Raw genomic sequence first — 22,199 nt, forward strand, 5'->3', positions numbered from 1 at the left:
GATCAGGTTCGGGCGCGCGCGATGGTCGCGCGCAATGCCGCGGCCGCTTCGCGCGGATCGGCGGCCTTGCAGATCGCGGAGACGACCGCGAGACCGGCGGGCTTCGCGCGCATCACGTCGGCGGCGTTGTGCGCCTGGATGCCGCCGATCGCGACAGTCGGAAAGCGCGCGGCGGCACGGATTTCAGCGAGGCCATCGATGCCGCATGGCGCGGAGGCGTCGGTTTTGGTCGGCGTCGCGTACACCGGACCCGCGCCGAGATAGTCGACGACGCCAGCGAGCTTTTGCGCGTCGGCGGTTTCGTCGAGGTTCGACACCGACAGGCCGATCAGCGCGCGCGGCCCGAGCAGTTGCCGCGCGATATCGGCGGGCAGATCGCGCTGGCCGATATGCACGCCATCGGCGCCCACGGCGAGCGCGACATCGACATGATCGTTGATGACGAACGGCACGCCGTGCGCGCGCGTGAGCGGCAGCAGCTCGCGCGCGAGGTCGAACCACGCGCGCTTGTGCCATTCGGGCGCGCGCAATTGCACGATGGTCGCGCCGCCTTCCAGCGCGGCCCGCGCGACGGCGAGCGCCGCGTCGTGCCCGCCGCATTGCACCGGATCGAGCACGAGATAGAGCGAGAGATCGAACGAAGCGCGCATGATCAGCCGGACACGATATCGCGCTGCACGAGCGTCTTCTCGAACGCGGCTTCATCGAGCGATGCAAGGCGGTCGAGATACGCGACGGCAAAGCTGCCGGGCAGGGCGGCATCGCGCGCGGCCAGTTCGCCCGCGATGGTCGAATACGCGATGGCGGCGACCGTCGCGCTCCAGAACGCGTTGCGATCCGGCGCGGCGCCGACGAACGCCGCGACCGTCGCCGACAGCGCGCAGCCGACGCCCGTCACGCGCGTCATCAGTGGCGAGCCGTTGGACAGCGCGATCACGCGCCTGCCATCGGTCACGTAGTCGGTCTGGCCCGTCACCGCGACGACGGCCTGGGCCTTCAGCGCGAGAATCTGCGCGGCGTCGAGCGCGGCGTCGGTGGCGGCGGTGCTGTCGACGCCGCGCGCGCTCGACGCGCCGCCTGACAGACTGATGATCTCCGACGCGTTGCCGCGAATCACCGCGGGTTTCGCATCGAGCAGATCGAACGCGAATTCCGTGCGAAACGCGAGCGGGCCGACCGCGACCGGATCGAGCACCCACGGCTTGCCGGCATCGTTGGCGGCGTCCACGGCGACGCGGATCGCGCGGCTTTGCGGCACGTCTAGCGTGCCGAGATTGACCGACAGCGCATTGGCGAGCGGTGCGAATTCGCCGACTTCCTCACGCGCGACGACCATCGCGGGCGCCGCGCCGATCGCGAGCAGCACGTTCGCGGTGAAGTTGGTGACGACGAGGTTCGTCAGGCAATGGACGAGCGGCGCGCGCTCCCGCACGCGGGTGACGAACGAAAAGAGGTCGGCGGCGAGCATGATGAAAGTCGAATGGAACGTGCGCGACGCGTCAGTGCCGCGCTTCGCCGATCAGCGCGACCGAATCGAATGCGCGCTGATTGGCCTGATGCCGGCGCATCACGAAGTACATCATGAGACAGACGAACGAGCCGAACAGCACGATGACGAACTGGATCGGCACGTCGAGCCACACGAGCACCGCGTAGAGGCACAGCATGATGAGCACCGAAAGGTTCTCGTTGAAGTTCTGCACGGCGATCGAATGGCCCGCGGAGAGCAGCACGTGACCGCGATGCTGAAGCAGCGCGTTCATCGGCACCACGAAGAAGCCCGACAGCCCGCCGACGATCATCAGGAACAGATACGCGACCAGCAGGTAGCCTGGGAAGTGCATCTTGCCGAAGTAGATGCCCCAGTGCGCGGGAAAGAGATGGCGCGTGTAGAAGGCCATCAGCATGACGGCGAGACCCATGATGATGCCGACCGGCAGCACGCTGAGCGAGCGCTTGAGCGGCACGCGCGCCGCCGCGAGCACCGCGCCCACCGCGACGCCGACCGCGATCACCGCCTGCAGGATCGCGGCCTGCGAAAGCGTCATGCCGAGCGACACTTCGGCCCACTTCAGCACGATGAACTGCAGCGTCGCGCCCGCGCCCCAGAAGAGCGTCGTGACGGCAAGCGAGATCTGGCCGAGCTTGTCGCGCCACAGCGTGAGGAAGCAGTCGGCGAAATCGGTAATGAGCTTGATCGGCCGCGTCTCCTGCTTCGGATAGCGCGCGCCGGTGTCGGGGATGCGCAGGTTGAACATCGCGGCTATCACGTATATCAGCATGATGACGAGCATCGCTGCTTCGGCGGGCGTGTGAATGCGTGGAATGTTCAGCGACAGCAGATGACTCGCGATATGCGGGCTGATGAGCGCGCCGCCCATCACCGTGCCGAGAATGATCGAGCCGACGGTCGTGCCTTCGATCCAGCCGTTCGCGGCGACGAGCCGGTCCGGTGGCAGGAGTTCGGTGAGAATGCCGTATTTCGCCGGCGAGTAAGCAGCGGCGCCGAAGCCAACGATGCCGTACGCGAGCAGTGGATGCGCGCCGAAGAGCATCGTCACGCAGCCGACCACCTTGATCGAGTTGGTCACGAACATCACCTTGCCTTTGGGCCGGGAGTCCGCGAAGGCGCCGACGAAGGCCGCGAGAATCACGTACGACAGGACGAAGAACAGCTTGAGCAGCGGCGTCATCCAGTTCGGCGCGTGAAGGTCCTTCAGCAGAGCGATGGCAGCGATCAGTAAAGCGTTATCGGCCAGCGATGAGAAAAACTGCGCGGCCATGATGGTGTAAAAACCTTTTTTCATCTGATCCGAAGCTTTCCTCACTGCGGGTGATCCGCCCCGGGCGCCTGTTATGCGTCCGGGCTTATGCCTTTCGAAATGGGTTGTGCGCACGGCTTTATAACACGAAAATAGGCGCATTCTGACTAGCACTCATCCCGATCGCGTGCGAAATGACACGTCCGTGCGGGGGATTCCTCATAAGATACTGATTCACAAGGCGTCCCGATCGGGGCAGCAGGACGCGTCCCGCTGTCGTATGCTGGTCGTTTCGATCGCACTTACCGCACTTCCTCCAAACGCTCATGCCGCGCCCCCTCTCTGCAACCATTCACACCCCCGCGCTCGCCAACAACCTCGTCATTGCGCGCAAGTACGCGCCGAAGTCCAAGATCTGGGCCGTCGTCAAGGCCAATGCGTATGGCCACGGACTCGCCCGGGCGTTCCCCGGACTGCGCGCGACGGACGGCTTTGGCCTTCTCGACCTCGAAGAAGCCGCGAAGTTGCGTGAATTGGGCTGGGCGGGGCCGATTCTTTTGCTCGAGGGCTTTTTCCGGCCCACCGATATCGACGTGATCGACCGCTACAGCCTGACCACGGCCGTGCATTGCGACGAGCAGTTGCGCATGCTCGAAATGGCGCGCCTCTCGAAGCCGATCAACATCCAGTTGAAGATGAACAGCGGCATGAACCGCCTCGGCTACACGCCCGAGAAGTACCGCGCCGCGTGGGAGCGCGCGCGCGCCGTGCAGGGCGTCGGTCAGATCACGCTCATGACCCATTTTTCCGATGCCGACGGCCCGCGCGGCATCGCGCATCAGCTCGATGCGTTCGAACGCGGCGCGGAAGGCATCGCGGGCGCGCGCAGCCTCGCGAATTCGGCGGCGGTGCTGTGGCATCCGGACGCGCACGTCGACTGGGTGCGGCCCGGCATCATGCTGTACGGCGCGTCGCCGTCGGGCGTGACCGCCGACATCGCCGGCACCGGCCTCAAGCCCGCGATGACGCTCCAGTCCGAGCTGATCGCCGTGCAGACGGTCAGCGCGGGAAGCAGCATCGGCTACGGCTCGACCTTCACCGCGGGCACCTCGATGCGGATCGGCGTGGTCGCCTGCGGCTACGCGGACGGCTATCCGCGCGTGGCGCCGGAAGGCACCCCCGTCATCGTCGATGGCGTGCGGACCAAGCTTGTCGGCCGCGTGTCGATGGACATGCTGACCGTCGACCTGACGCCGTGCCCGAACGCGGGCATCGGCTCGCGCGTCGAGCTATGGGGCGCCAATCTGCCGATCGACGATGTGGCGAGCGCGGCCGGCACGGTCGGCTACGAACTCATGTGCGCGATCGCGCAGCGCGTGCCGGTGCGCGCGGAATAACTCTCAACGAAAACTCAAAGCAAGGCAGTGTGTGGCAAAAGCAGCGAAGGCAAAGACGCTCTATACGTGTAGCGAATGCGGCGGACAATCGCCGAAATGGACCGGCCAGTGCGCCGCGTGCGGTGCGTGGAACACGTTGGTGGAAACGGTGGAGCAGGCGCCCTCCGCGCATCGCTTCCAGGCGCTCGCGAAGAGCTCGGCGGTGCGAAAGCTCGCCGATATCGAGGCGTCGGACGTGCCGCGCTTCACGACCGGCGTCGGCGAATTCGACCGCGTGCTGGGCGGCGGCCTCGTGCCCGGTGGCGTCGTGCTGATCGGGGGCGATCCGGGCATCGGCAAGTCGACGCTGCTGTTGCAATCGCTCGCGGAGATCGCGCGCGAGCGCCCCGCGCTCTATGTGAGCGGCGAGGAATCCGGCGCGCAGATCGCGTTGCGCGCGCAACGGCTCGGCCTGATCGGGGAAAGCGCGGCGGGCGACCTCGCGCTGCTCGCGGAAATCCAGCTCGAAAAGATTCAGGCGACCATCGACGAGCAACGTCCCGAAGTCGCCGTGATCGACTCCATCCAGACCATTTATTCCGAAGCGCTGACTTCCGCGCCCGGTTCGGTCGCGCAGGTGCGCGAGTGCGCGGCGCAACTGACGCGCATCGCGAAGCAGACGGGCACGTCGATCATCATGGTCGGCCACGTGACCAAGGAGGGCAGTCTCGCGGGGCCTCGCGTGCTGGAGCATATCGTCGATACCGTGCTGTATTTCGAGGGCGATACGCATTCGTCGTTCAGACTCGTGCGCGCGTTCAAGAACCGGTTCGGCGCGGTCAACGAACTCGGCGTCTTCGCGATGACGGAAAAGGGCTTGCGCGGCGTCGCGAATCCGTCGGCGCTGTTTCTGTCGCAGCACGAGCAAAGCGTGCCGGGTTCGTGCGTGCTCGTGACGCAGGAAGGCTCGCGGCCGCTGCTCGTCGAGGTGCAGGCGCTGGTCGATACCGCGCATGTGCCCAATCCGCGCCGGCTCGCGGTGGGGCTGGAGCAAAACCGGCTCGCGCTGTTGCTGGCCGTTCTGCACCGGCATGCCGGCATCGCGTGTTTCGATCAGGATGTGTTTCTCAACGCGGTCGGCGGCGTGAAGATCACCGAACCGGCGGCGGATCTGGCCGTGCTGCTCGCGATTCATTCGTCGATGCGCAACAAGCCATTGCCCAAGGGCCTCATCACGTTCGGCGAAGTCGGGCTGGCGGGCGAAATCCGGCCGTCGCCGCGCGGACAGGACCGCCTGAAGGAAGCGGCCAAGCTCGGCTTTTCGGTCGCGCTGATTCCGAAGGCGAACGCGCCGAAGCAGGCGATCGACGGCCTGAAGGTGATCGCGGTGGATCGAATCGAGGAAGCGATCGACCGGGTTCGGGATCTCGAATGAACCCGTGGTCGGACCCTTGGTAATGCGGCGTAAAAATCCCGTTGCGCAATGTAACCTACGCGGCGCGCGGTTTTCTTATCCTTTCAATGCTACGGACCCGGCCAACTTCGCTATGGACAGTTCAAGAAGCGAAGTGACTGGAAGGATCGAGAGGACCACGCATTGAAACACTCAAAATCAACCCGGCCGAAGCCCGCGTTCCATCTGCGCGGATGCCGCGTCTCCGCGCCGCTGCAACAGCCCTGGGGAAGCGGCTGCCGGATCGTCGAATGGATCGACGAGCAAGGCCAGGTATCGCGCCGCGTCGTCGCGGCCGATGTCACCGAGGATGAAGTCGTCGCGACCATCCGCGAACACGTGACGGGCCGCAAGCACGTGCTCGTCGATGATGAGCGCCCGCCGCGCCAGGTCTTGCCGCGGCGCTAGGCGTCGCGGAACAGCGGATGCACTGCCGCTTCGGCGGGCGTGAGCACCGGCGCGACGCAGCAATCGAGCGGCTCCAGCAGCGTCATCCATTCATCGCGCGTGCGTTCGCGAAAGCGCGCGGCCAGTTGCGCCGACAATTCCGCCGCGTCCGTTCCGCCGATCGCCTGGCCGAGGCTCCAGTGCCGCGTCGCCCAGTCGGGACGGCCGAGCGCCTCGCACAAGGTTTGCCAGAACTTCAGCTCCAGCGCGCCGACCGCGACGAAGCGGTCATCGCGCGTGCGATAGACGTCGTAGCACGGCGCGCCGCCGTTCAGCAAGCCCGCGCCAGCGCGCGTTCCGGCTTCGTCAGCATTGGTCAGCGCGATATGCGCCATCACGTTGTGCGCGTGAATCGCGTGCGTCATCGACACATTCAGGCAGCGTCCTTCGCCGCCACGCGCGACGTGCCACGCCGCCGCGAGTATCTCCATCACGGCCGACAGCGCGCCGCCGAGCAGGTCCGCGAGCTGAAAATTCGGCGCGACGGGCGTGCCGTCGCGCGCGGCAAGCTGATCGAGCACGCCCGCGTAGGCGATGTAGTTCAGATCGTGCCCCGCCTTCTGCGCGAACGGCCCGTCGCCGCCGAAGCCCGTGATTGCGCAATAGACGAGCTTCGGATTCGCTTCGCGCAGCACGTCATAGCCGACGCCCAGCCGCGCCATCACCGAAGGGCGAAAGCTCTCGACGAGCACGTCGGCGTCGCGCGCGAGTTCGATCAGCTTCGCGCGACCCGCGCTGGTCTTGAGGTCCAGCGTGAGCTGCCGCTTGCCGCGATTGACGATGCGATAGAACGCGCTCGGCGCGCCGCTCTGCCGGTCCGCCTCGCTTTGCATCATCGTGCGCGCGTAGTCGCCTTCGCCCGGCGGCTCGATCTTGAGCACGTCGGCGCCGAGTTCGGCGAGCCGCAACGTAGCGACCGGTCCGGGAAGAAGCCGCGTCAGGTCCAGCACGCGCAGGCCTGTGAGGGATGGCGTCAAGTCGTCGATCTCCGGTTATGAGCCAATTTGCTCCAGTTCCTCGTGCGCTTCGAGCCACTCCATTTCGAGCGTTTCGAGACGCGCATTGACTTCGCCCTGCCGGCGGATCGTCTCGGTGAGCTTCGCCTTCATCGCGGCTTCGTAGCTCGCAGGATCCGCGACGAACGCATCGAGCGTCGACTTTTCGGCGTTGAGCTTCTCCATCTCTTTCTCGATCTTCGCGATGCGCGACTGCAGCGGCTTCCGCAGATGCGCGAACTTTTGCCGCTCCTGCGCTTCCTGGCGGCGCTGTTCCTTGCGATTCGGCCCGCTGTCCTGCGCGTCGGCCGATGCAGCGCCGCTCGCTTCCTTCGCCGCCGCGCGCACCTCGGCGGCGTGCTGCAGCAGCCAGTCGCGATAGTCGTCGAGATCGCCGTCGAACGGACTCAGGCGATGCTTTGCGACGAGCATGAAGGTATCGGTCGTCGCGCGCAGCAGGTGCCGGTCATGCGACACGAGAATCAGCGTGCCCTCGAACTGCGCGAGCGCCATCGTCAGGGCGTGGCGCGTTTCGAGGTCGAGGTGGTTGGTCGGTTCGTCGAGCAGCAGCAGATTCGGTTTCTGCCAGATGACGAGCGCCAGCGCGAGCCGCGCTTTTTCGCCGCCGGAGAAGGGCGCGATCTTCGCGGTCGCCATCTCGCCGGAGAAGTTGAAACTGCCGAGAAAGTCGCGCAACTCCTGCTCGCGCGTATCGGGCGCGAGGCGCGCGAGATGCTGGAGCGCGGAGTCGTCCGGGCGCAGCGTTTCGAGCTGATGCTGCGCGAAATAGCCGATCTGCAAGCCCTTGCCCTGGCGGACGCCGCCGGAGAGCGGTTCGAGCGTCTGCGCCAGCGTCTTGATGAGCGTCGACTTGCCTTGTCCATTCGCGCCGAGCAGGCCGATGCGCTGGCCGTTCTGGATCGACAGCGTCACTGCATCGACGATCGGAATCTCGCCGCCTGCGTCGTCGTGATAGCCGCAGCGCACGCTTTCCATGACCATCATCGGATTGGGCGCGGCATCGGGCTCGCGGAATTCGAAGGTGAACGGCGAGCTCGCATGCGCGGGCGCGATCAGCTCCATTTTCTCCAGCGCCTTCACGCGGCTCTGCGCCTGCTTCGCCTTCGTGGCCTTGGCCTTGAAACGGTCGATGAAGCTCTGCAGATGCGCGACCGTCCGCTGCTGCTTCTCGAACGCGCTCTGCTGCAGCGCGAGCTGCTGCGCGCGCAGCACTTCGAACTGGCTGTAATTGCCGCCGTAGCGCTTCACCTGACGATTTTCCAGATGCAGCGTGACGTTGCAGACCGAATCGAGAAACTCGCGATCGTGCGAAATGACGACGAGCGTGCCCGGATAGCGCCCGAGCCAGTCTTCGAGCCAGACGATGGCGTCGAGGTCGAGGTGGTTGGTCGGTTCGTCGAGGAGCAGCAGATCGGACGGACACATCAGCGCCTGCGCGAGATTCAGGCGCATGCGCCAGCCGCCCGAAAAGCTCGACACCGGCTCGCGCGTCTGTTCGAGCGTGAAGCCGAGGCCGAGCAGCAGCGTTTCGGCCCGCGCGGGCGCGGTGTAGCCGTCGGCGTCGGCGAAGGCGGCATGCGCTTCTGCTTCAGCGGCGCCGTCGTGCGCGGCGGAGGCCGACGCGATGCGCACCTCGATCGCGCGCAGATGGGTGTCGCCGTCGAGCGTGTAATCGAGCGCGCTGCGGTCCACCGCGGGCGTTTCCTGCGCGACATGCGCGATGCGCCACGACGGCGGCATCGAGAAATCGCCGCCGTCCGCGTGCAGCTCGCCGCGCAGCACGGAAAATAGCGTGGACTTGCCCGCGCCGTTCGCGCCGACGAGACCGGCTTTCTCGCCCGGATTGAGCGTGAAGCTCGTCTCTTCGAAAAGCGGCTTGGTGCCGCGGGACAGGCTGAACTGATTAAAGCGGATCACGTCGAATTGGCGGCGAAAGGGCGCGGCTTGGAAGGAAAGCGCTATTTTAGACCGGACCGGTTGCCGCGCAGGGGTAGGCCGTTCGGCCAATGGCACAGGAACGCGTGCCGGGTTAGCATCGCCTGTCATTCATCGAATTCATTTGCGGAGCGTGCCATGAGCGCAGCCAGTGACGGCATCTACGGCTTTTCGGCCGAAACACTCGACGGCGCGACCGTCGGTCTCGACACCTATCGCGGCAAGGTGCTGCTGATCGTGAACACAGCCAGCGAGTGCGGTTTCACGCCTCAATACAACGGCTTGCAGCACATTTACCAGCTGCTTGCCGCGCGCGGCTTCGAGGTGCTCGGTTTCCCATGCAACCAGTTCGGCAAGCAGGAACCGGGCGATGCCGAGCAGATCGGCAGCTTCTGCGAGAAAAACTACGGCGTCACGTTCCCGATGTTCGGCAAGATCGAGGTGAACGGCGCGAACGCGCATCCGCTCTACAAGTATCTGAAGGACAAGGAGCCGGGTTTGCTCGGCATCGAGGCGATCAAGTGGAACTTCACGAAGTTTCTCGTCGACCGTCAGGGCAACGTGGTGAAGCGCTATGCGCCCCAGACGAAGCCCGAGTCGATCGTGGAGGACATCGAGAAGCTGCTCTGAAGCTACGGCGCGCTCAGAGAATAGGCGAGAAAAGCCGCGCGACGTGCATCGCCATGCGTCGCCAGAACGCCTTGCCGCGGTAGTCGTTGCCGTCGATCTCGAAGGCGAGCGCGAAGTCCGCGCGCAGCATCGCTTCCACCTCGTTGGCGAACGCGCGATCGACCGTCAGCACCGTGATCTCGAAGTTCAGGCGAAACGAGCGGTTGTCGAGATTCGCGCTGCCGATCGCCGCGGCGATATCGTCGACGAGCACGACTTTCTGATGCAGAAAGCCCGGTTCGTAACGGAAGATGCGTACGCCGGCCTGCCACAGATCGTACGCATAGAGCCGGGACGCTGCGAACACCACGCGATGATCGCGCCGGCTCGGAATCAGGATGCGTACGTCCACGCCGCGCATCACCGCGAGCCTGAGCGCCGAGAACACGGCTTCGTCGGGAATCAGATAAGGCGAGGTGATCCAGATGCGCTCGCGCGCCGCGTTGATCGCCTCGACGAAAAAGAGCGAGCAGGTTTCCTGTTTGTCGGCGGGCCCGCTCGACAACACCATGCAATGCATGTTGCCGTCCGAAGGCGGCGCGGGACCGAGTTCGGGCAGGCGCTGGGTCGCCCAGTACCAGTCTTCAGTGAAGACGAACTGGATGCTCGCGACCGCCGGCCCGCGCACTTCCACGTGCGTGTCGCGCCACGGCGAGAGGCGCGGATTGCCGCCGAGATACTCGACGCCCACGTTGTGCCCGCCGATGAACGCGCATTTGCCGTCCACCACGACGATCTTCCGATGATTGCGGAAGTTGATCTGGAAGCGGTGCACGAACTTGCGCGTGGCCGCGAACGGATGCGCCTCGACGCCGCCCGCGCGCAGCGCGTTCACGTAGCGATGCGGCAGATCGAAGCTGCCGATGCTGTCGTAGAGAAAATAGACGCGCACGCCGGCCTGGGCCTTGCGGATCAGCGCGTCCTTGAGCATGTCGCCGAGCGCGTCGGCGCGCACGATGAAGAACTGCACGACCACGTAGCGTTCGGCCGCGGCGATGGCATCGAGGATCGCGGCGAAGGTGGCGTCGCCGTTGATGAGCACGCGCGCCGAGTTGCCGCGCAGGAACGGCATGCCGGAGAGGCGCTGCAGCGTGCGGATGGTCGGATTGCCGAGATAGGCGGCCGGTCCCGGCGCGATTTCGCCGCGCGCGCCCGAGGAATCGATGAGCGGGGCGCTCTCGGGCGCATCGCTGCGCGCGCCCGAGTCCCATTCGGCGGGCTTCGAACGGTTGCGCAGGATTTCGATCTCCAGCCGCCGCTCGTCGATATACCCCGCGAACTTGCTGCGGCCGAGGAACAGATAGGGAATCAGCGTGAAATAGGGCATCGCGACGAGCGACACCGCCCACGCCACCGCGCCTTGCGACGTGCGTGTGTTGATGACGGCATGGATCGCGGCGATCACGCCGAGCACATGCGCGGCCATCACGAGCGTGCCGAGGTGTAGCCAGTCGGATGCTTGCATAAGCGCGAGTGGGAGCCTGATGGCGATTTGCCATCTTACCCAACCCTTTCGCGCGAAGTGTTAGCGATCGTTGCAGCGCGTGTCGCCGCAACGATCGTCAGGGCCGAGGCTTCAGGAGGGAAGGTCGGCAGCCTGGATCAGGAACACGTTGTCGTCGCCGGCGCTGGTCGAGAGCCAAACGAGATCGAGACCGCCCAGCGCTGCCTCGACGTTGGGCCGCTCGTTGCCGATTTCGACGACGAGCACGCCGTCCTCGGTGAGCCAGTTGCGCGCGTCGCGCACGATGCGCCGCACCACGTCCATGCCGTCCGCGCCGCCCGCGAGCGCGAGTTCGGGCTCGTGCCGGTATTCTTCCGGCAGCGCCTGCATCGCGTGGGCGTTGACGTACGGCGGATTCGTGATGATCACCTCGTAGCGCTCGGCCGACAGCGGCGCGTACAGATCGCCTTCGTGGAGGCGCACGCGTTCGCCGAGGCCATATTCGTCGACGTTGCGGCGCGCGACCGCGAGCGCATCGGCGGAGATATCGACGGCATCGACATCCGCGTTCTCGAAGGCCTGCGCCGCGAGAATCGCGAGACAGCCCGAGCCGGTGCACAGTTCGAGCACGCGCGTGACCTGATCGGGATCGGCCACATACGGTTGCAGACCGTCCTGCAGCAGCTCGCCGATGAACGAGCGCGGCACGATCACGCGCTCGTCGACGTAAAAGCGGCGGCCGTGCATCCACGCTTCCTGCGTGATGTACGCGGCGGGAATGCGCTCTTTCGCGCGGCGCTCGATCACTTTCATGACGGCGTCGATTTCGTTGTCGAGCAGGCGCGCGTCGAGGAACGGTTCGAGCGTGTCGAGCGGCAGATGCAGCGTGTGCAGGATCAGGTACGCGGCTTCGTCGTAGGCATTGGTTGAGCCGTGGCCGAACGACAGGCCCGCTTCGGTGAAGCGCGAGACGCCGAAGCGCAGCAGGTCGCGCACGGTGGTGAAGGGCAGCGCCATCGAAGGCTCCTTTTTATTGTGTGAGATCAATTTACGCAAATGAGTCAGGCGATCAGCTGTTCGAGCACACGGCGGTACACGTTCTTCAGCGGCTCGATGAAGCGCACTTCGACGTGCTCGTCGATCTTGTGGATCGTGCCGTTGGGCGGGCCGAACTCGACCACCTGATCGCAGATTTGCGCGATGAAGCGTCCATCGGAGGTGCCGCCCGTGGTAGACAGTTCGGTGCGCACGCCGGTTTCATCGGCGATGGCCTTTTCGAGCGCATCCGAAAGCTCACCGCGCGGCGTGAGAAACGGCAGGCCGCTCACGATCCACTTCAGATCGTAGTCGAGACCGTGCTTGTCGAGAATCGCGCGCACGCGGCTTTGCAAGCCTTCCACCGTGCTCGCGGTCGAGAAGCGGAAGTTGAACATCAGATCGGCGTGGCCGGGAATGATGTTGGTCGCGCCCGTGCCGGAATGCAGGTTGGAAACCTGCCAGGTCGTCGGCGGAAAATACTCGTTGCCGTCGTCCCAGCGCTCGGCGACCAGCTCGGCCAGCGCGGGCGCGAGCAGATGCACCGGGTTCTTCGCGAGATGCGGATACGCAATATGCCCCTGCACACCCTTGACGACGAGCTTGCCGGTCATCGAGCCGCGCCGGCCGTTCTTGACCATGTCGCCGAGCGTGGCGTTGGAGGTCGGCTCGCCGACGATGCAGTAATCGAGCCGCGTGCCGCGCGCTTTCAGCGCTTCGACGACCTTGATCGTGCCGTCGGTCGCGGGGCCTTCTTCATCGCTCGTGATGAGAAACGCGAGCGTGCCGCGGTGCTCCGGATGCTTTGCGACGAACTCCTCGCTCGATACGACGAACGCCGCGAGCGACGCCTTCATGTCCGCCGCGCCGCGCCCGTAGAGTTTGCCGTCGCGGTGAGTGGGCCTGAAGGGCGGCGAGGTCCATTGTTCGAGCGGACCGGTCGGCACGACATCCGTATGGCCGGCGAACGCGAGCAGTCTGGCCGACGCGTCCGTGCCGCGCTTCACGGCCCACAGGTTGGTGACGCCGCCCGATTCAATCGTTTCGCATTCGAAGCCGATCGCCGCGAGCCGCTCGATCATGAGCGCCTGACAAGCCTGATCGTCGGGCGTGACGGATGCGCGTTCGATCAGCGCTTCGGTGAGGGAGAGGGTGCCGGACATGGTCGATTCACGTGAGTGCGATAAAAAATGCCGGCGCGCGGGCCGGCACTCGTAGCGATTTTGCGATGACCGTCGAGTTCACAGTCATCGCTCTGGCTCAGACGAAGAGCGTTTCGTACTGCTCGGCGGAAAACCCGAGCGTTTTCACGCGCCCGTTCACCACGACGACGGGCCGCTTGATGATCGACGGCTTGTGGATCATCAGCGCGATCGCGCCGGAGGTGGTGTCGGCTTCGGCCTTGTGCACGTCGGACAGGCCGCGCCAGGTGGTGCCGCGCTTGTTGATGAGCTGCTCGAGCGGCACGTCCTTGAGCCAGTCCTGAATCAGCGCGTTCGACACGCCGGCCTTCTTGAAGTCGTGAAACTCGAACGGCACGCCGTGCTCTTCCAGCCACACGCGCGCTTTCTTCACGGTGTCGCAATTCGGAATGCCGTAGACGACCGTGGTCGGAGTGGAACCGCGCGCCACGATCAGTCGCCTCGCAGCAGTTCGTTCAGGCCGACCTTCGCGCGCGTCTTGGCGTCGACCTTCTTGACGATCACCGCGCAGTACAGGCTGTGCGAACCGTCCTTCGACGGCAGATTGCCCGCAACGACCACCGAGCCCGCCGGAATGCGGCCGTAGCTGACTTCGCCGGTTTCGCGGTCGTAGATCTTGGTGCTCTGGCCGAGATACACGCCCATCGAGATGACCGAGTTCTCTTCGACGATCACGCCTTCCACCACTTCCGAACGCGCGCCGATGAAGCAGTTGTCCTCGATGATGACCGGGTTCGCCTGCAACGGCTCCAGCACGCCGCCGATGCCCACGCCGCCCGACAGATGCACGTTCTTGCCGATCTGCGCGCACGAGCCGACGGTGGCCCAGGTGTCGACCATCGAGCCTTCGTCGACATATGCGCCGATGTTGGTGTACGACGGCATCAGCACGACGTTCTTCGCGATGAACGAGCCGCGGCGCGCGATGGCCGGCGGCACCACGCGAAAGCCGCCCGCCGCGAAGTCCTCAGCGGTGTAATTGGCGAACTTCGACGGCACCTTGTCGTAGAACTGGGAGTAACCGCCGGCGGGCATCGGCGCATTGTCTTCCAGGCGGAACGACAGCAGCACGGCCTTCTTGAGCCACTGATTCACGATCCATTCGCCGTCGCGCTTTTCGGCGACGCGCATCTGACCTTTGTCGAGCTGTTCGATCGCGTGCGCGACGGCTTCGCGGACTTCGGCGGGCGCGGCCTTGGGCGACAGCTCGGCGCGGTTTTCCCAGGCGGTATCGATGATGCTCTGAAGTTGTTGCGACATAGTGGTATCAAGGATGGAGGATTGGACCGGCAAGTCTCATGACCTGAGCGAGCGGCAGAATTCGACGATGCGGCGGGCTCCTTCGACACATTCTTCGTTCCCGGCCACGAGCGCGATGCGCACGAACCCCTCGCCGGGATTCGTGCCGTGCGCGCTGCGAGCGAGAAAAGAGCCCGGCAGAACCGTCACATTATAGTCGGCGTACAGGCGCGCCGCGAACTCGGTATCCGTGAGTCCGGTGCCCGCGACGTTCGCCCAGAGGTAGAACGCGGCGTCGGGCAGACGCACGTCGAGCACGTCGGCGAGCATCGGCGTGACCGTCTGGAATTTTTTCAGATACTTCGCGCGGTTGTCGCGCACGTGCGTTTCATCCTGCCACGCGGCGATGCTCGCGCGCTGAAATACCGTCGACAGCGCCGCGCCGTGATACGTGCGGTAGAGCAGAAAATCCTTCAGAACCGCCGCGTCGCCCGCGACGAAGCCCGAGCGCATGCCCGGCACGTTCGAGCGCTTCGACAGGCTCGACAGCATCACGAGGCGCTCGAACCCGCGCTTGAGCAGGCGCGCCGCCTCGAGGCCGCCGAGCGGCGGACTGGTTTCGTCGAAATAGATTTCCGAGTAGCACTCGTCCGACGCGATCACGAAACCGTGTTTGTCCGACAGCGCGAAGAGCTCGCGCCAGTTCTCGAGCGTGAGCACCGCGCCGGTCGGGTTGCCCGGCGAGCAGACGTAGAGCAGTTGCGTGCGCGCCCAGATGTGATCGGGCACCGCGGCGTAATCGCACGCGAAGTTGCGCGCCGGGTCGCTGTTGACGAAGTACGGCTCGGCGCCCGCGAGCAGGGCCGCGCCTTCGTAGATTTGATAGAACGGGTTCGGACAGAGTACGATGGGCGGTTCGGCGGCATCAGCGGCGTCCTGCTTGGTGCGGCTGTCGATCACGGTCTGCGCGAGCGCGAAGAGCGCCTCTCGCGAGCCGGACACGGGCAGCACTTCAGTGGCCGGATCGACCGATTCGAGACCGTAGCGCTGCATGACCCATGCCGCGATCGCCGCGCGCAGCGGCTCGCTGCCGAGCGTCGCCGGGTAGGAGGCGAGGCCGTCGAGCGCATTGATCACCGCATCGCGGATCAGCGCGGGCGTCGGATGCTTCGGCTCGCCGATGCCGAAGCTGATCGGCGTGAATCCGGCGCGCGGCTCGATGCCCTTGAAGAGCACGCGAAGCTTTTCGAACGGATAAGGCTGAAGTTTCTTGAGAAGTGGATTCACGGCGTGACCGGTAAGCAGTGAGCGATGCGCGCGAGGCGAAAAGCGCCTGCGAGGGCGGCATCGGAAGACGTCGAACGGACGCGAAACAAGCTCACGATTATAGCGCGCGGCCCCGGCTCGCAAGCGGGCAGCGGCGCGCGGCACGAAGGACAAAGCACAGAATGACGGCAACAAAAAAAGGATGGGGCGCATGGCCAACGCTCGCGATCATGATCGGCGCGTCGGTATGGGGCCTCGTCTGGTATCCCATGCGTATGCTCGCCGCGATGGGCCTCTCCGGCACCGCCGCCAGCGCGACCACGAGCGCCGCCGCATGCGTCTTCGTGCTGCTCGCGAAGCGCCGCTCGCTCAGCACGCTATCCTGGCACTGGCTGCTCGTCGCGCTCGGCGTGGCGGCGGGCGTGACCAATATCGGCTTCGTGTGGGGCGCGATCCACGGTCAGGTGATGCGCGTGCTGCTGCTTTTCTATCTGACGCCCGCGTGGACCGCGATCTTCGCGCACTTCATCCTGAAAGAACGGCTGACGCGCGCCGACGCCGCGCTGTCCCTGCTGTCGCTGGCGGGCGCCGTGACGATGCTCTGGTCGCCCGAACTCGGCATGCCGCTGCCCGCCGATCTTGCCGAATGGGCCGGTCTCATGGGCGGCATGGGTTTCGCGATGAGCAATGTGCTCGTCGTCAAGGTCACGCGCACGCTGCCCGCAATGAAACCCGAGATGCGTACCGCGGTGATCTTCGGCGGCGCGGCGCTCGTCGCCTGCGTCATCACGCTGTTCGAGCCGATGCCCACGCCGCCCGCCGCCGCGCTGCTGCCCACGGTGGCGTTCATCGTGATCGGCTTGGGCGTCGTGCTCGCGGTGAACAACATGATCGTGCAGGTGGGCCTCGCACGCGTGCCGGCCAATCGCGCGTCCATCATCATGCTGTTCGAGCTCGTCGTCACCGCGCTGTCCGCGTGGCTCTTCGCGGGCGAAGTGCCCGGTCCGCGCGAGTGGGCGGGCGGCGCGTGCATCGTCGTGGCGTGCGTGCTGTCGGCGTGGGTGCATCGGCAGGGTGCAGAGCGTTCGCCTCCCGCGCCCGAGGCGCTCGACATCGCCGGACACGCGCCGGAAAGCAAAAAGAAATCGACTCGCGCGATGGTATGATGGTGTCCGCTTCGCCGGGACACGCATGCCGGAACACGCATGAGTCGTCGCGTGGCGTGACCGAATGCGATCGACGGGCCGCGACGCTCGTCTGCCATCTATCCTCCGTCATCAATTCAAAACAGCGATATCGCCGTGCGTCTGACCTCGATAAAACTCGCTGGCTTCAAGTCCTTCGTCGATCCCACGCATTTTCAGGTCCCCGGCCAGTTGGTCGGCGTGGTCGGACCGAATGGCTGTGGCAAGTCCAACATCATCGATGCCGTGCGCTGGGTGCTCGGCGAATCGCGCGCCTCCGAGCTGCGCGGCGAATCGATGCAGGACGTGATCTTCAACGGCTCGACGGCGCGCAAGCCCGGCAGCCGGGCAAGCGTCGAACTCATTTTCGATAACGCCGACGGCCGCGCCGCCGGTCAGTGGAGCAGCTACGGCGAAATCGCCGTGAAGCGCGTGCTGACGCGCGATGGCACCTCCAGCTACTACATCAACAATCTGCCCGCGCGCCGCCGCGACATTCAGGACATCTTCCTCGGCACGGGTCTCGGCCCGCGCGCCTACGCGATCATCGGGCAAGGCATGATCGCGCGCATCATCGAGGCGAAGCCGGAAGAGCTGCGCGTGTTTCTCGAAGAAGCCGCGGGCGTGTCGAAGTACAAGGAGCGCCGTCGCGAGACCGAGAACCGTCTGCATGACACGCGCGAGAACCTGACGCGCGTCGAGGACATCGTCCGCGAGCTGTCGAACAATCTCGAGAAGCTCGAAGCGCAGGCGGTCGTCGCGACGAAGTACAAGGAATTGCAGGCCGAAGGCGAAGAGAAGCAGCGTCTTCTGTGGCTCTTGCGCAAGAAGGAAGCGGGCAACGAGGCCGAGCGCCAGCAGCGCGCGATCCGCGAGGCGCAGGTCGAACTCGAAGCGCAGACCGCGCGTCTGCGCGAAGTCGAGGCGCAACTCGAAACGCTGCGCGTCGCGCACTACAGCGCAAGCGACGCGATGCAGGGCGCGCAAGGCTCGCTGTACGAAGCCAACGCCGAAGTGAGCCGGCTCGAAGCGGAGATCCGCTTCATCGTCGAATCGCGCAATCGCGTGCGGGCGCAGATTGCCGCGCTCACCGCTCAGCGCGAGCAGTGGCAGGTGCAGGCGCAGAAGGCGCGCGATGAAATCGATACCGCCACCGATGCCCTCGCCGAAGGCGAAGAGAAGGCCGCGATCGCCCAGGAAAACGCGGCCGCCAAGCACGACGCGCTGCCCGCGCTCGAAGCCCGCTGGCGCGACGCGCAGGCGCAGTTGAACGACGAGCGCGCAGGCATCGCGCGCGCGGAGCAGGCGCTGAAGCTCGAAGCGGCGCATCAACGCAACGCGGATCAACAGCTTCAGCAACTGCAGCAGCGTCAGGAGCGGCTCAAGAGCGAAGCGAAAGGGCTGGACGCACCCGACGAAGCGCATCTCGAAGAGCTGCGCATGCAGCTCGCCGAAAACGAAGAGATTCTCGCCGAAGCGCAAGCGCGTCTCGCCGATGCGCAGGAAACGGTGCCGCGTCTGGACGCCGGGCGCCGTGAGGCGCAGGAGCGCGTGCAAAAAGAAAGCGCACAGATCCACCAGCTCGAAGCGCGCCTCGCTGCTCTGAAGCAGCTTCAGGAAAGCGTGCAGACCGAAGGCAAGATTCAGCCGTGGCTCGACAAGCACGAGCTTGGCGCGCTGCCGCGCCTCTGGAAGAAGCTGCACGTCGAGACCGGCTGGGAAGCGGCGCTCGAATCGGTGCTGCGCGAGCGTCTCGCCGCGCTGGAAGTATCGAATCTGGACTGGGTCAAGGCCTTCGCCACCGATGCGCCGCCCGCCAAGCTCGCGTTCTATTCGCCGCCCGTCGCGGGCAAGCCGGTCGAGACGGCGCAAGGCCTGCGCTCGTTGCTGTCGCTCGTGCGTATCGACGATCCGGGTCTGCGCGCCGTGCTCAACGAATGGCTCGCCACGACCTTCGTCGCCGACGACATCGGAGCCGCGCTGGCATCGCGCAATCAGTTGCCGGAGGGCGCCGCGTTCGTCGTGAAGGCGGGGCATATCGTAACGCGCGTGGGCGTGCAGCTCTACGCGGCGGATTCCGAGCAGGCTGGCATGCTCGCGCGCGCGCAGGAAATCGAGAACCTCACGAAGCAGGTGCGCGCGCAGGCGCTGTTGTCCGACGAAGCCAAAGCCAGCGCCGTGCGCGCCGATGCCGCGCACACGCAAGCCTCGCAGACGCTCGCGGAGGCACGCGCCGCCGCCGAACGCGCGACGCAGCGAGTCCACGCATTGCAGCTCGACGTGCTCAAGCTCGCCCAGGCGCACGAGCGCTACACGCAGCGCAATACGCAGATCGGCGAGGAACTCGAAGAGATCGCCGCGCAGATCGAAGAGCAGCGCGCGTTGCGCGCCGAATCGGAAGCCGCGTTCGAGCGTCACGATGGCGAGATCGCCCAGTTGCAGGCGCGTTTCGAGGACAACCAGCTTGCGTTCGAATCACTCGATGAAGCGTTGACCAGCGCGCGTCATGAATTGCGCGAGCTGGAGCGCGCGGCGAGCGACGCGGGTTTCGCGGTGCGCGGCCTGTCCGCGAAGATCGACGAATACAAACGCAACATCGAGACGGCGCACGACCAGAGCGAACGCATTGCGGGCGCGCTGGAAGATGCGCGCGCCGAACTCGAAACCATCAACGAGCAGACGGCGCAGACCGGCCTGCACGACGCGCTCGAAGTGCGCGCGGCGCGTGAGGAATCGCTGCACGCGGCGCGTGTCGAACTGGACGATCTCACTGCGCGGCTGCGTCAGTCCGACGAGCAGCGTCTCATGGCCGAACGCTCGCTGCAGCCGTTGCGCGACAGGATCAACGAACTGCAGTTGAAGGAGCAGGCGGCGCGCATCAGCGGCGAGCAGTTCGTCGAGCAGTTGCAGGCGGCGGGCGTGGACGAAGCCGAACTCGCCGCGAAGCTCACGCCGGACATGAAGCCGTCGTATCTGCAAGGCGAGGTCACGCGCCTGAACAACGCGATCCTCGCGCTCGGGCCGGTCAACATGGCCGCGCTCGAAGAACTCTCGGCGGCGACCGAGCGCAAGCATTTCCTCGATGCGCAATCGGCCGATCTGAACAACGCCATCGGCACGCTGGAAGACGCGATCCAGAAGATCGACCAGGAAACGCGCGCGCTGCTGCAAGGTACGTTCGACGAGGTGAACCGTCACTTCGGCGAGCTGTTCCCGCGTCTGTTCGGCGGCGGCCAGGCGAAGCTCATCATGACCGGCGACGAAATCCTCGACGCCGGCGTGCAGGTGATGGCGCAGCCGCCCGGCAAGAAGAATTCGACCATTCACCTGCTTTCGGGCGGTGAAAAGGCACTGACCGCCACCGCGCTCGTGTTCGCGATGTTCCAGCTGAATCCCGCGCCGTTCTGTCTGCTCGACGAAGTGGACGCGCCGCTCGACGACGCCAACACGGAACGTTTCGCGAACCTCGTGCGCGCAATGTCGGCGAAGACGCAGTTCCTGTTCATCTCGCACAACAAGATCGCGATGGAAATGGCGCAGCAACTGATCGGCGTGACGATGCAGGAGCAGGGCGTGTCGCGCATCGTCGCGGTGGATATGGAAGCCGCGTCGGGCTTCGCGCAGAACGGCTGAAGCCTCGCGCGTCGCAACAGTTTTGATTGAGTGAAGGGCCGGAAGATGTTCCGGCGGCGTGCGCCAGACGCGGAGTGGCGCGCATCGGCCAGGCGGCGGCGAGAAGCCGGAACGCGGCGCGATGCGTGCGACAGATCGCGCGGTGCTTCGTAACTTGAAAAAGAATAGTGGAGCCTGCATGGACGAGTTGACTCTCGGTTTGATTGGAGCCGGAGCCGTGGTGGTGGGCGGCGTGGTCGTGTACAACGCGTGGCAGAGCGCGAAGGTGCGGCGCAAGATGCCGCGCCCGATGCCCGACGAAGCGGCGGACGCACTTGCCCGCCAGGAAGCGGACGACGAGCAGCCGTTCATCGAGCCCGTGCGTCAGTCGCGCCGCGAGCCGGTCGCGGGCGACGATGCCGCCGCCGATCAGCCGCGCGACGCGCGCATGGAGCCGAGCTTCGGCAGCGCGAATCCGGCGCCGTCGGTTGCGCCGGCCGATACTGCCGTCGATCTTCAGGCCGAGGCGACCTCCGCCAATGGCGCGGCGCAGGAAGCCGAAAGCGACACGGAAGACGAACGTGCCGAACCCGTGATGCCCGCCGCAACGACGATTTCATCGGCGCCGCCGGCGGTGGTGGATCGCCGTATCGATTGCGTCGTGCCGATTTGTCTCGCCGCGCCGGTCGCGGGCGATCGCGTGATTCCGCTCGCGCAGCGCCTGCGTCGCGCGGGCACGAAGCCCGTGACGATCGAAGGCAAGAGCGAGGGCGAGAGCGCATGGGAGTTGCCGCGCAACGGCGTGCGCTATGACGAACTGCGCGCGGCCGCGCAACTGGCGAACCGCAGCGGGCCCCTGAACGAACTCGAATTCTCCGAGTTCGTGACCGGCGTGCAGCGCTTAGCCGACGCGATCGACGGCGCGCCCGAATTCCCCGACATGATGGAAACCGTCGGCATGGCGCGAGAACTCGACGCGTTCGCCGCGCAATGCGACGCGCAACTCTCGATCAACATTCTCTCCGACGGTGCGCCGTGGTCCGCGAACTACGTGCAGGCGGTGGCGTCGCAGGACGGTCTCCTGCTGTCGCGCGACGGCACGCGTTTCGTGAAGCTCGACGCGAAGCAGAACCCGGTCTTCATGCTCCAGTTCGGCGACACCAACTTCCTGCGCGACGACCTGACCTACAAGGGCGGCCAGATGATCACGCTGGTGCTCGACGTGCCCGTCGCCGATGAAGACATCCTGCCGTTCAGGCTGATGTGCGATTACGCGAAGTCGCTGTCGGAGCGCATCGGCGCGCGCGTCGTCGACGATCAGCGCCGGCCGCTGCCCGAATCGGCGCTGCTCGCCATCGAAAAGCAGTTGATGACGCTGTATGCGAAGCTGGAGCAGGCGGGCATTCCGGCCGGCTCGCCCGCGACGCGGCGTCTTTTCAGCCAATAGTGCCGCGCCGCGCGCGTTCGACGAACCGCGCTCGCGTCAGAGAATCGCGCCCCAGCCGGGGCGTTTTTCTTTGCGTGCGCGCCGCCGCACCGACGCCCGCAGATAGGCCGTT

18 protein-coding genes are annotated in these 22,199 nt (G+C 65.7%); 7 read left to right on the forward strand and 11 right to left on the reverse strand.

Annotated features, from left to right (window positions below):
• Positions 1 to 2 precede the first annotated feature (2 nt).
• From thiE to lplT, 3 genes are read right to left on the reverse strand one after another with little or no spacing between them, the layout of a single operon-like run.
• A complete protein-coding gene (gene thiE / locus NK8_RS05640; RefSeq protein WP_213227968.1) occupies positions 3 to 650 on the reverse strand; it encodes a thiamine phosphate synthase in 648 nt (215 codons plus the stop codon).
• Between the two features lie 2 nt (positions 651 to 652).
• Positions 653 to 1,468 carry a hydroxyethylthiazole kinase gene (gene thiM, locus NK8_RS05645; protein ID WP_213227970.1) on the reverse strand — a complete coding sequence of 272 codons (816 nt, stop codon included), beginning with the start codon at positions 1,466 to 1,468 and terminating at the stop codon, positions 653 to 655.
• Between the two features lie 31 nt (positions 1,469 to 1,499).
• Positions 1,500 to 2,807 carry a lysophospholipid transporter LplT gene (lplT, locus tag NK8_RS05650; protein WP_162065441.1) on the reverse strand — a complete coding sequence of 436 codons (1,308 nt, stop codon included), beginning with the start codon at positions 2,805 to 2,807 and terminating at the stop codon, positions 1,500 to 1,502.
• A gap of 281 nt (positions 2,808 to 3,088) precedes the next feature.
• Here lplT and alr point away from each other — a divergent pair, with 281 nt between their 5' ends.
• From alr to NK8_RS05665, 3 genes are all read left to right on the forward strand, one after another.
• A complete protein-coding gene (gene alr / locus NK8_RS05655; protein ID WP_213227972.1) occupies positions 3,089 to 4,159 on the forward strand; it encodes an alanine racemase in 1,071 nt (356 codons plus the stop codon).
• 31 nt (positions 4,160 to 4,190) lie between these two features.
• Positions 4,191 to 5,573 carry a DNA repair protein RadA gene (gene radA, locus NK8_RS05660; protein WP_213227974.1) on the forward strand — a complete coding sequence of 461 codons (1,383 nt, stop codon included), beginning with the start codon at positions 4,191 to 4,193 and terminating at the stop codon, positions 5,571 to 5,573.
• A gap of 162 nt (positions 5,574 to 5,735) precedes the next feature.
• Positions 5,736 to 5,999, forward strand: a complete 264-nt coding sequence (locus tag NK8_RS05665) for a DUF2866 domain-containing protein (protein ID WP_213227976.1) — start codon at positions 5,736 to 5,738, stop codon at positions 5,997 to 5,999.
• On the opposite strand, the gene NK8_RS05670 is transcribed toward NK8_RS05665, so the two are convergent.
• Positions 5,996 to 7,015: a CaiB/BaiF CoA-transferase family protein gene (locus NK8_RS05670; RefSeq protein ID WP_213227978.1), complete on the reverse strand. Its 1,020-nt coding sequence runs from the start codon at positions 7,013 to 7,015 to the stop codon at positions 5,996 to 5,998. The genes NK8_RS05665 and NK8_RS05670 overlap by 4 nt on opposite strands.
• Before the next feature lie 15 nt (positions 7,016 to 7,030).
• Positions 7,031 to 8,971 (reverse strand): ATP-binding cassette domain-containing protein, encoded by a 1,941-nt coding sequence (locus tag NK8_RS05675; protein ID WP_213227980.1) that lies wholly within the window; start codon positions 8,969 to 8,971, stop codon positions 7,031 to 7,033.
• Positions 8,972 to 9,127: 156 nt separating this feature from the next.
• Here NK8_RS05675 and NK8_RS05680 point away from each other — a divergent pair, with 156 nt between their 5' ends.
• Positions 9,128 to 9,619, forward strand: coding sequence for a glutathione peroxidase (locus tag NK8_RS05680; protein WP_162065447.1), 492 nt, complete (start codon positions 9,128 to 9,130; stop codon positions 9,617 to 9,619).
• A 13-nt stretch (positions 9,620 to 9,632) separates the two neighbouring features.
• On the opposite strand, the gene cls is transcribed toward NK8_RS05680, so the two are convergent.
• From cls to dapC, 6 genes are all read right to left on the reverse strand, one after another.
• Complete coding sequence (gene cls / locus NK8_RS05685; protein ID WP_162065448.1) at positions 9,633 to 11,123, reverse strand: cardiolipin synthase; 1,491 nt, start codon at positions 11,121 to 11,123, stop codon at positions 9,633 to 9,635.
• A 111-nt stretch (positions 11,124 to 11,234) separates the two neighbouring features.
• A complete protein-coding gene (gene prmB / locus NK8_RS05690; protein ID WP_213227982.1) occupies positions 11,235 to 12,119 on the reverse strand; it encodes a 50S ribosomal protein L3 N(5)-glutamine methyltransferase in 885 nt (294 codons plus the stop codon).
• Positions 12,120 to 12,163: 44 nt separating this feature from the next.
• Positions 12,164 to 13,300 (reverse strand): succinyl-diaminopimelate desuccinylase, encoded by a 1,137-nt coding sequence (dapE, locus tag NK8_RS05695; protein WP_213227984.1) that lies wholly within the window; start codon positions 13,298 to 13,300, stop codon positions 12,164 to 12,166.
• 97 nt (positions 13,301 to 13,397) lie between these two features.
• Positions 13,398 to 13,769: an ArsC family reductase gene (locus NK8_RS05700; protein WP_213227986.1), complete on the reverse strand. Its 372-nt coding sequence runs from the start codon at positions 13,767 to 13,769 to the stop codon at positions 13,398 to 13,400.
• A 2-nt stretch (positions 13,770 to 13,771) separates the two neighbouring features.
• Positions 13,772 to 14,599 (reverse strand): 2,3,4,5-tetrahydropyridine-2,6-dicarboxylate N-succinyltransferase, encoded by an 828-nt coding sequence (gene dapD / locus NK8_RS05705; RefSeq protein WP_162065452.1) that lies wholly within the window; start codon positions 14,597 to 14,599, stop codon positions 13,772 to 13,774.
• 36 nt (positions 14,600 to 14,635) lie between these two features.
• Positions 14,636 to 15,865, reverse strand: a complete 1,230-nt coding sequence (gene dapC / locus NK8_RS05710; protein ID WP_213227988.1) for a succinyldiaminopimelate transaminase — start codon at positions 15,863 to 15,865, stop codon at positions 14,636 to 14,638.
• A gap of 161 nt (positions 15,866 to 16,026) precedes the next feature.
• On the opposite strand from dapC, the gene NK8_RS05715 reads away from it, so the two are divergent.
• The 3 genes from NK8_RS05715 (at position 16,027) to NK8_RS05725 (ending at position 22,087) form a co-directional block, all read left to right on the forward strand.
• Entirely contained in the window at positions 16,027 to 17,010 is a 984-nt protein-coding gene (locus NK8_RS05715; RefSeq protein WP_213227991.1) for a DMT family transporter, read from the forward strand.
• 135 nt (positions 17,011 to 17,145) lie between these two features.
• Positions 17,146 to 20,661, forward strand: a complete 3,516-nt coding sequence (gene smc / locus NK8_RS05720; RefSeq protein ID WP_213227993.1) for a chromosome segregation protein SMC — start codon at positions 17,146 to 17,148, stop codon at positions 20,659 to 20,661.
• A gap of 178 nt (positions 20,662 to 20,839) precedes the next feature.
• Positions 20,840 to 22,087, forward strand: a complete 1,248-nt coding sequence (locus NK8_RS05725; RefSeq protein WP_213227995.1) for a cell division protein ZipA C-terminal FtsZ-binding domain-containing protein — start codon at positions 20,840 to 20,842, stop codon at positions 22,085 to 22,087.
• Positions 22,088 to 22,199: the final 112 nt, after the last annotated feature.

Origin of the sequence: Caballeronia sp. NK8 (assembly GCF_018408855.1) — a bacterium.
Lineage (GTDB): Bacteria > Pseudomonadota > Gammaproteobacteria > Burkholderiales > Burkholderiaceae > Caballeronia.